At 53.6% G+C, this 9619-nt stretch carries 6 protein-coding genes, 1 pseudogene and 1 riboswitch; of the genes and pseudogenes, 4 read left to right on the top strand and 3 right to left on the bottom strand.

The annotated features are described in order from the left end of the window. Nucleotides 1-483 precede the first annotated feature (483 nt). Both QW71_RS32235 and QW71_RS37445 read right to left on the bottom strand, forming a co-directional pair. The gene (locus QW71_RS32235; RefSeq protein ID WP_047014097.1) at nt 484-1971 is read right to left on the bottom strand and encodes an amino acid permease; all 1488 of its coding nucleotides are present in this window, start codon (nt 1969-1971) and stop codon (nt 484-486) included. Nucleotides 1972-2125: 154 nt separating this feature from the next. Further along, nucleotides 2126-2342, bottom strand: a riboswitch (Lysine riboswitch). 97 nt (nt 2343-2439) lie between these two features. Continuing rightward, nucleotides 2440-3655 (bottom strand): annotated as a pseudogene (locus QW71_RS37445) (virulence factor). Nucleotides 3656-4104: 449 nt separating this feature from the next. Here QW71_RS37445 and QW71_RS32225 point away from each other — a divergent pair. Both QW71_RS32225 and QW71_RS32220 read left to right on the top strand, forming a co-directional pair. Then, a complete protein-coding gene (locus tag QW71_RS32225; RefSeq protein WP_039309282.1) occupies nt 4105-5103 on the top strand; it encodes an MBL fold metallo-hydrolase in 999 nt (332 codons plus the stop codon). A gap of 266 nt (nt 5104-5369) precedes the next feature. Beyond that, entirely contained in the window at nt 5370-6995 is a 1626-nt protein-coding gene (locus QW71_RS32220) for an ABC-F family ATP-binding cassette domain-containing protein (RefSeq protein ID WP_039309280.1), read from the top strand. A gap of 109 nt (nt 6996-7104) precedes the next feature. Here QW71_RS32220 and QW71_RS32215 read toward each other — a convergent pair whose 3' ends face one another. Next, nucleotides 7105-7290 carry a hypothetical protein gene (locus tag QW71_RS32215; RefSeq protein ID WP_039309279.1) on the bottom strand — a complete coding sequence of 62 codons (186 nt, stop codon included), beginning with the start codon at nt 7288-7290 and terminating at the stop codon, nt 7105-7107. A gap of 138 nt (nt 7291-7428) precedes the next feature. Between QW71_RS32215 and QW71_RS32210 the strand changes: the two genes are divergently transcribed. Both QW71_RS32210 and QW71_RS32205 read left to right on the top strand, forming a co-directional pair. Then, on the top strand, nt 7429-8298 hold the full coding sequence (locus tag QW71_RS32210) for a cation diffusion facilitator family transporter (RefSeq protein ID WP_039309277.1): 870 nt from the start codon (nt 7429-7431) through the stop codon (nt 8296-8298). Between the two features lie 211 nt (nt 8299-8509). Then, nucleotides 8510-9583 (top strand): C40 family peptidase, encoded by a 1074-nt coding sequence (locus QW71_RS32205; protein ID WP_039309275.1) that lies wholly within the window; start codon nt 8510-8512, stop codon nt 9581-9583. Nucleotides 9584-9619 lie beyond the last annotated feature (36 nt).

Raw genomic sequence — 9619 nt, 5'->3', positions numbered from 1 at the left:
CCTCTAAACCCGCCGAAAGTGGGCGGTATGGTGAAATCAAAGGGATAAATCCCTCTAATTCCACCGAAAGTCGGCTGTATGGTGAAACTAAAGGGATAAATCCCTCTGATTTTCCTGGACGTTGACCGAGGAGCAAATGAGAGCCAAAGGAGGAGCATTAGTGCCCTTGAATTCCCCGAATGGGAGCCAAAGGAGCAAATGAGGAGCAGAAGTGCCCTTGAATTCCCCGAATGAGAGCCAAAGGAGCAAATGAGGAGCATTAGTGCGCTTGATTTACCCAAATGCGAGATAGGTCGCACAAGCCCTCAGCTTGCTTCACCCGTAAGGGAGATTTTGTTCAAATATAAGAAATTATATGTTTCAGATGATAACTTAACCTTCTATTTCTCGCTGACACGGCTACGCTATCCTTTTAAAGGACGGCGTAGCCGTTTCCACTTGTTGTATATAGGCTAGGCGCTTGAATATATGACCTGCAAAGAGTTACTCTGCGTGAGTGCTCAGATCACATTTGTCCAGCGGGACAATGCTGCTCTTGCGGAACCAGCCGTAGCCCAGCCAGATTAGCAGGAACAGCGGTACGCTGACATAAGAGACCAGAATGCCGTACCAGTCGATCTTGGAACCGGTGAAGGCGCCCATGTTCTGGCCGAATACAGCCACCATGCAGAGGGCAAAGGCAAACAGCGGACCAAACGGGAACCATTTCGCCCGGTAAGGCAGTTCATCCAGCGAATGCCCCTGCTTGACAAAGGCACGGCGGAAGCGGTAATGACAGACGGCAATCCCGAGCCAGTTGATGAAGCCGCACATCCCGGAGGCGTTCAGCAGCCAGTTGTAAACCGCGCCGTCTCCGAAGAAGGAGGCGAGGAAGGCCAGCATGCCGACAGCTGTGGTCACGAGCAGCGCGCCTACAGGCACGCCTCTGCGGTTCAGCTTGCCAAGGGCACGCGGAGCCATGCCGTCCTTCGCCATGGCGTACAGGACACGTGTAGAGGCGTACATCCCGGAATTACCGGCAGACAGCACGGAGCTGAGGATGACGGCGTTCATTACGGAAGCGGCAATTGCCAGTCCGGCTTTGTTAAAGACGATCGTGAACGGGCTGACACCGATATCATCGATCCCGCCGCGAAGCAGATCGGGATTGGTATAAGGAATGAGCAGACCGATTACGAGAATGGCGAAGATATAGAAGATCAGGATGCGCCAGAATACCTGGCGGATGGCTACCGGTACATTCTTGCGGGGATTCTCACTCTCGCCCGCAGCGACCCCGACCAGCTCCGTCCCCTGGAAGGAGAATCCGGCGGCCATGAAGACGCCGACGAAGGCGAAGAAGCCGCCGTGGAACGAGCTGCCTCCCAGCTGGAAGTTGCTGAGTCCCACCGCCTTGCCGCCCATAATACCGAAGATCATAAGGACACCGACAACGAGGAAGACAATGACGGTGATAATCTTAATGATGGCAAACCAGTATTCCGACTCGCCGTAACCGCGCGAGGAGAGGAAGTTCAGGCCGAACATGATCAGCAGGAACAACAGGCTCCAGAGCATGGAAGGGCTGTCCGGGAACCAGTATTTAATAATGACGGTAGCAGCCGACAGTTCCGCTGCTATCGTTACCGCCCAGTTATACCAGAAGTTCCAGCCGATGGCGAAGCCGAAGGCGGGACTGACAAACCGCGTTCCGTACGTGCTGAAAGAACCGGAATCCGGCAAATAGGTAGCGAGCTCACCGAGGCTGGTCATCAGGAAATAGACCATGATGCCGACTGCGGTATAGGCAAGCAGTGCTCCGCCCGGACCGGAGGAGGCGATCGCACCGCCGCTGGCCAGGAACAGCCCGGTTCCGATGGAACCGCCCAGGGCGATCATGGTCAGATGTCTTGCTTTGAATGTTTTGCGCAGGCCCGGAGTACTGGCGTTACCTGCCTGTACTGCCGGCTGCTTCTCTTGCTTCGCTTGCATGAATAGGACACTCCCTTTAAGTTGTAGGTTCGGTTCACAGCGGGGAGTTGCTGCAGCCTGCTTGGCCCTGTGTCTTCTGCTTAGCGTTATGCACACAAAAAAACCGCAGACGGACGCTGCGGTTTCCTGATTATAGGCTCCGCATCATACTCCCTGTTAAGATAGCGCAACACGGTGCAATTCCAGCAGTTTCCTGACAGGCAAGTACACGGTGACAGTTCCGCGCCTTTCGGCTGACGGCCCCAATCCGCGCTGCTAAACTAAGAGCAGCAGCCCGGATTTCGGCGGATATTCCTTTCGGCACGTATCATAGATGGCTCTTAGGCATCTCCACGCGCGTACTCTTTATATCCGCGACCTCTACCTCATCCTAGGTATGATGAGGCTATCTTGTAACGATATGAACAACAGGAATCAGTATAATGCAACTTCGCCTCGCAGGCAATGACAAATTACGGCAGGTTGACGTTAGGTCCGCCGGCGCTCCGACATCTGCTGCCAGACGGTGCCTGCGGCCTCTTCGCCGGACAGAATCCGCTCCAGCGCCATCTTGGCCTGCAGCCCGACCTCGAATTCAGGATCCTCGGCCGCAATGCTCAGGGCTTCCTGGGCTTCGGCCGTGCCGACCTCATACAGGAAGCGTGCCGCCCGCCAGCGCACCAGCTTGCTGGCGTCACTCAGCAACGCCGTCATCACCGGCGTCGCTGCCGGGTCGCCGATGTCGGACAGCGTGTCGCCGGCGGTGCGCCGGACGGCGGGGGCGCTGTCCTGCATCGCCTCATAGAGCAGCTCCATCGCACCTGGCGTGCGGATGTCGCCAAGGTACACGACCGCCAATCTGCGGATATGCAGCTTGGGGTCGTGCAGCGCCGTGCGCAGCTCCGGCAGGAGCTGCTCGCTCGGCGCCAGATCCTCCAGCGCGGCGTAGCGCACGCGCCAGTCCTCATCATGCAGGTCCCGCAGCAGCTCGGCCTGCTCTTTCTTGTGCCGCTGCTCGACGAACTCGCCGGCAGCCCCGTGCGCGATCGCCTGCTGCACGAGGGAGTCGAGGCGTTCGCTCTTTCTTGTGCCGCTGCTCGACGAACTCGCCGGCAGCCCCGTGCGCGATCGCCTGCTGCACGAGGGAGTCGAGGCGTTCCTGCGGATACGCCGCCTCCAGCTCCTGCTCGACCTCGCGCGCAATGTCCGGCGGCTCGCCGTAGCGTACGCCGTAATCGGTGAGCTTGCGCTCCTTGATCAGCACGGCGCTGGCCACATCGGTCACCGCCTGCGTGAAGCGGCTCGACAAGGCGATGCGCTCCTCCTTCGCGCCGGTCTTGACGCGGATCTGAATCGGGATCGCGCGGAACATCTGCACGAACACCTGGGCTTCCCCGAAATGGGCGCCGGCGTTCTCATCCTCCAGGCTGAAATCGGCGGCGAGGCCGTCCGCGCCGAAGCGGTTCTGGACCTCGCGGAGAATAGCGGCCCAATCGGCACTGCCCTTGCGTTCCAGGGCCGCGAAATCGGCAGCGTGATAGATACTGGTGACGCCCGGAATTTCCAGCATATCCTGCGCCCAGGAAGGGGCAGAGCGCCGGCTTTCCGGCGTGTAGGTCCGGCGGATGCCGGGTTCCAGACTTTCATCCAGGTGAAGCTTCATCGTATTTGGACTTGGAGTCGGTTCAATAAAGGTGATCTTCATACGTCAGCTCCTCTTTGATAAGTGGCATAAGCACCGTGCTCTTTAACCGCATTTTACATCATTTCAGCGGTGGAACACAAAAGGGCAGAGGTCTGAACCCGCTAAAATTTAAAATATTAGTATAGATAAGATATACATAAGATAATAACTTCCAGCCCAGTCGTTACTGCGGTGTACATTTGGACTTCCGGCCGCTGTTGCCTCCGGGTTTCTTGATTCATAACCGCTGTGTGCGGTAGATTTATTAATCCTCTATTATACGCTGACGTTTCCGTTTGGGCCAAATGGGTAACATTTGTAAGGGATGGCATTACACATCGGTACACTCATGTACGCACCTGCACACCTCTGTGATTTTGCAAATGACTCTGTGGAATCCTATAGTTAGAGTATCTGTTTTGCCGCACCAGAGAGATCCGGCAGAGCGGTTATAAGGAGTGGTTTCAACCATGGCTAAAATACGCTATAACAACATCGATAATGTAAGTACCGATAAAACGCTTAAGGAATTCCGCCAATGGCGCGAGGAACGCCGCCGGAAGAAAAAGGATTATACCTTTAAAGTGCCGAATCATCCGCCGCAGCTGAGTTATCTGGCCGGAAACCGGCTGGAAACAACGATTACGTGGATCGGGCACTCCACTTTTTTTCTGCAATATGAAGGACTTAATATCATTACGGACCCGATCTGGGCGCGCAGACTGGGGTTTGAGAAGCGGATCGGGCAGCCGGGGATACCCCTTGGCGATATTCCGCCGATAGACCTTATCCTGATTTCCCATTCCCATTATGATCATCTGCACATCGCTTCCATCCGCAAATTGTACCGGGCAGGAACGACGACCCTTGTGGTCCCGGAAGGACTGAAGCGCAAAATGCTCCGCAAAGGGTTCCCGGACTGCCTGGAGATGCAGTGGTGGCAGGAGCTTACGCTCGGTGCCGTCAAGCTGACCTTTGTCCCGACCCAGCACTGGACCCGGCGGACACCGTTTGATACGAATTCCTCGCACTGGGGCGGGTATGTGCTTCAGCCGGCGAACCCGCAGAAGCATCCGGAGGGCGAAGAGGGCAAGGGGCAGCGCAAGCTTCCGCCGAATCTGTATTTTGCCGGAGACAGCGGCTTCTTCCCGGGCTTCAAGGAGATCGGCAGCCGCTTTAAGCTGCATGTCGCACTGATGCCAATCGGGGCCTATGAGCCGGAGTGGTTCATGAACTCCCAGCATGTGAATCCGGAGGAGGCTGTGCAGGCATTCCTGGATGTAGGGGCAGAGCTCATGATTCCGATGCATTTCGGGACGTTCCGGCTGGCTGATGACACCGCGCGCGAAGCGCTGGACCGGATGGAGCTGGCGCGTGTGGCACAAGGGATCAGCGAGGAACGTATCCGTACATTAGGTTATGGGGAAACACTGGTAGTGCATCCCGAAGAGCGCCCGCCCGGACAATAACTGCCGGCGGCTGACCGGTAGGAGGCCCGCATAACCCTTCTACTTAAAAATATAAGAAATTATATGTTTCACACGATAACTTATCCTTCTATTTCTCGCTGAAACGGTGCCTTCCTTAAAAGGACGGCAAAGTTGTTTCCACTTGATAAGATATTTGCCTGGAAAAGGGCAAAGATGCCCCTTAAAGGGCTACAATTACGGGCCATTTGCCTTGATTTTATGCTATAATGAGCCGGAACCCTAAGTGAAAAGGATGGTAATGCTTAATGATTAGCACAAGCGGCGTAACACTCCGCTACGGAAAACGCGCACTATTTGAGGACGTAAACATAAAATTCACACCCGGCAACTGCTATGGTCTGATTGGCGCGAATGGCGCCGGCAAATCGACCTTTCTAAAGATCCTGTCCGGAGAGATCGAAGCCAACATCGGCGATGTGCATATTACACCCGGTGAACGTCTGGCTATACTGAAACAGAACCATTTCGAGTATGACGAATTTCTGGTACTGGAAACGGTAATTATGGGCCATACCCGCCTTTATGAGATCATGAAGGAGAAGGATTCCCTGTATGCCAAGAGCGATTTCACGGAAGCTGACGGACTTCGCGCCGGTGAGCTGGAAGGCGAATTCGCTGAACTGAACGGCTGGGATGCAGAGCCGGATGCTGCTGCGATGCTGATCGGACTTGGTATTATGCGCGAAATGCACGACAAGAAAATGGCCGAACTCAGCGGCAACGAAAAGGTCCGGGTACTCCTGGCGCAAGCCCTGTTCGGACGTCCGAACAACCTGTTGCTCGATGAGCCTACCAACCATTTGGATCTTGAATCCATCGGCTGGCTGGAGAACTTCCTCATGGACTACGAAGGCACCGTTATCGTGGTATCCCATGACCGTCACTTCCTGAACAAGGTCTGCACGCATATTGCGGATATCGATTTCGGCAAAATCCAGATGTACGTCGGCAACTACGACTTCTGGTACGAGTCCAGCCAATTGGCCCAGGCCCTGCAGCGCGACTCGAACAAGAAGAAGGAAGACAAGATGAAGGAGCTGCAAGCCTTTATCCAGCGCTTCTCGGCTAATGCTTCCAAATCGAAACAGGCTACTTCCCGTAAGAAGCAGCTGGAGAAAATTACACTGGACGATATCCGTCCCTCCAACCGTAAATATCCGTTCCTGAACTTCAAGCCTGAACGTGAAGCCGGCAAACAGCTGCTTACGGTCAGCGGACTGAGCAAGTCGGTTGACGGTGAGCAGCTGCTGGATGAAGTCAGCTTTGTCGTGAACAAGGGCGATAAGATTGCCTTTGTAGGTCCATACTCCCAGCCGAAATCACTGCTGTTCGATGTCCTTATGGGCGAGAAGGAAGCGGATGCCGGTGAATATACTTGGGGCGTTACAACAACCCAGGCTTATTTCCCTAAGGATAACTCGAGTTATTTCGACGGTGTGAATATGAACCTGGTAGAATGGCTGCGCCAGTATTCCAAGGATCAGGATGAAACTTTCCTGCGCGGATTCCTGGGCCGGATGCTGTTTGCCGGTGAAGAAGCACTGAAGAAGGCGAGCGTACTGTCCGGGGGCGAGAAGGTCCGCTGCATGCTGGCCAAGATGATGCTGAACGGGGCGAATGTGCTCGTGTTCGATGAGCCAACCAACCACTTGGATCTGGAATCGATCACAGCGCTCAATAACGGCCTGATTGACTTTGACGGCACCATCCTGTTCACTTCCCATGACCATCAGTTCATCCAGACAATCGCCAACCGTATTATTGAAATTACACCGGCTGGTGTCATTGACCGCTCGATGAGCTATGATGAATATCTGGAGAATCCGGAAATTAAGGAAATGCGTGCGCGGATGTACCCTGTAGAGGCTTAAGAACTAGATATAGGTAGGATGAACAGTAATGAGTTCATACGAAAACGGCTGCGTCGTCCCGGAAGGGATAACGCAGCCGTTTATGTTCACATATAAGAGTGTAAGAAGCCTAGGATCCGCCTGTACGACGGCGCTGATTGTTTGGCTTCTTATTGTTCTGGCTTTTCAGCGGTTTCGCGGAACCGGCTTGGAAAGTTGAACCCGGTTTACCCGAAGCATGCTGTTTCTTCTGTTCAAGCTTCTGGCGGATCGCCTCGGCCAAATTAATTTTTGGTTTATCATTGTTCTCGCTCATTATGTTAACCCCCTTAGGCAGCAAGTCCTTTTCCTTATTCTAATTGTTTTTAAATGCTGCCACAAGGGCAAGAATAACTCAAAGAAAGTTTTCCTGTATTTATGTGGTAAGGATGGAGATTGACAGGGGGTAGCAGGGATGGCCGATATTTATGAAGATATACGCAAAGGAGAAAAAGGCGCACTGGTCAGTATTGTCGCTTATCTGATTTTGTCTGCTTTCAAGCTGGTCTGCGGCTACTTGTTCGCTTCCAGTGCACTCCTGGCAGACGGCTTCAACAATCTGACCGATATTGTGGCTTCACTGGCCGTGCTGATTGGTCTGCGCATTTCGCGGAAGCCGCCGGATTCAGATCATACCTACGGGCATTTCCGGGCCGAGACGGTCGCTGCGCTGATGGCTTCTTTTATCATGGCCATGGTCGGCATTCAGGTTATTGTGGAAGCGGTGCGATCCTTGTTTGAAGGGGCGAAGGCAACGCCGCAGCTCTGGTCGGCGGGAGTTGCCCTGGTGTGTGCCGTAGCTATGATGGGGGTATATATATATAACAAGCGTTTGGCGAAGCAGATTAACAACAATGCGCTGATGGCTGCAGCCAAGGATAATTTCTCGGATGCCATGGTTAGTATCGGAGCTGCTGTAGGAATTGTCGGAGCCCAATTCGGCCTTCCTTGGATCGATTCCGCTGCTGCTGTTGCGGTAGGACTGCTGATCTCCAAGACGGCCTGGGATATATTCCGCGACTCCACTTACCGGCTGACTGACGGCTTTGACGAAGATAAACTGCTTGATCTGCGCAGCACCATTGCCCGGACGCCGGGAGTGGAGGGCATCAAGGATTTGAAAGCCCGGGTTCATGGCAATCATGTGCTGGTTGATGTAGTGGTGCAAGTGAATGCGCAGATGACGGTGATGGAGGGCCATGCCATCAGTGACTCTATCGAAGAGCGGATGAGTAAGCTGCATAACATCATGAATGTGCAGGTTCACGTTGAACCCAAAGATTAACATTCCTTAATTTCTCCTAGTTAGCTGTAATTTCCACCAAATCCAAGGAGGAATCGAGACTATAGACCTGGTTGTTACCATAAGATGGAAAGGTTTTTTGTGAAATTTGGAGCATGTTCCAAATCCCGGGCAAGCCTATAATGAGGGCAGAAAGCAACAAACGTAGCGCGCGCCGTTGTTGAATTCTCAATACGCTAAGCGGGGGAACGCTATGATCGTATCACATAAGAAACTGGCAGCATCGTTATTGGTCTCAGCAACACTTGCACTATCCTTGGGAGTGCTGAGTCCTCAGCAGTCCTTCGCCGCATCGGCTTCTGCCAATTCGTCTTTGGCTGCGCCGGCGGTACAGACAGGTGTAATTGAATCCTCGGTCCGGCTGCGCACGACTCCATCTACCAGCGGTAAAGTATTAAAGTACCTCAGTAAGGGAGACCAGGTAACGATTCTGGAAGCGACTAACAGCTATTGGTACAAAGTCAGAACTGCTGACGGTGAGATTGGCTACACCAGTGCAGGAGACCAATACATCAGTGTGATTACGGCTCCGGTGGCTACACCTGCAGTACAAACGGCAGTCATCCAGTCCACGGTCCGTCTTCGGGAGACACCTTACACAAGCGGTAAAGTGCTGGGATACCTATATAAGAATGACCAGGTAACGATCCTGGAAGAAACCAATAGCTATTGGTACAAAGTAAGAACAGCTAACGGTACAACCGGATATACAAGCTCGGCGGATCAATATATTGAAGCAACGGCAGCACCTGCTCCGGCGCCTGTTCCGACACCAATACCGACACCTGCACCTGCACCTACGCCAGTTCCTACGGCTCCGCCGCAGGCTGCTGTGATTGAAAGTGTAATAGCCGCAGGCATGGGCTACCTCGGTACACCGTATGAGTACGGGTCCAGCCGGAGTGATACCAGCACGTTCGACTGCTCGGATTTCATCCGCCAGATCTTCATGGATGCAGCGAATCTGAAGCTGCCTGCCGACTCCCGGCAGCAGGGAGACTGGGTGAAGCAGAATAGTAATGTAGTAACGGACATTGCTGGGTTGAAACGCGGTGATTTGATGTTCTTCATGGATTATAAAGGAAGCTCGGCTTCCGCCTATGCGGGGATCGACAAGTCTGCAGCAAGAATTACGCATGTAGCGATGTATTTGGGAGACGGGCAGTTATTACAGACGTATTCCGTATCATCCGGCGGCGTAAGAGTAGACAAATTAAGCGCTTCTTGGATGAACCGTTTCCTTTATGGAGGCTCGGTCATCCGCTAATATAACAATAGATATAGAGAGCTTGAAGCGGCAGTA

Source organism: Paenibacillus sp. IHB B 3415, assembly GCF_000802655.2.
Classification (GTDB): Bacteria; Bacillota; Bacilli; order Paenibacillales; family Paenibacillaceae; genus Paenibacillus_AQ; species Paenibacillus_AQ phytohabitans.
The sequence above is the reverse complement of the archived record's forward strand: the minus strand, read 5'-3'. Positions and strand labels throughout refer to the sequence as shown.

What these genes read in the sequence shown, in the direction of transcription:
- QW71_RS32235 (WP_047014097.1), bottom strand. Translation starts at nt 1,971, where the DNA reads ATGCAAGCGAAGCAAGAGAAGCAGCCGGCAGTACAGGCAGGTAACGCC.
- QW71_RS32205 (WP_039309275.1), top strand. Translation starts at nt 8,510, where the DNA reads ATGATCGTATCACATAAGAAACTGGCAGCATCGTTATTGGTCTCAGCA.
- QW71_RS32225 (WP_039309282.1), top strand. Translation starts at nt 4,105, where the DNA reads ATGGCTAAAATACGCTATAACAACATCGATAATGTAAGTACCGATAAA.
- QW71_RS32220 (WP_039309280.1), top strand. Translation starts at nt 5,370, where the DNA reads ATGATTAGCACAAGCGGCGTAACACTCCGCTACGGAAAACGCGCACTA.
- QW71_RS32215 (WP_039309279.1), bottom strand. Translation starts at nt 7,290, where the DNA reads ATGAGCGAGAACAATGATAAACCAAAAATTAATTTGGCCGAGGCGATC.
- QW71_RS32210 (WP_039309277.1), top strand. Translation starts at nt 7,429, where the DNA reads ATGGCCGATATTTATGAAGATATACGCAAAGGAGAAAAAGGCGCACTG.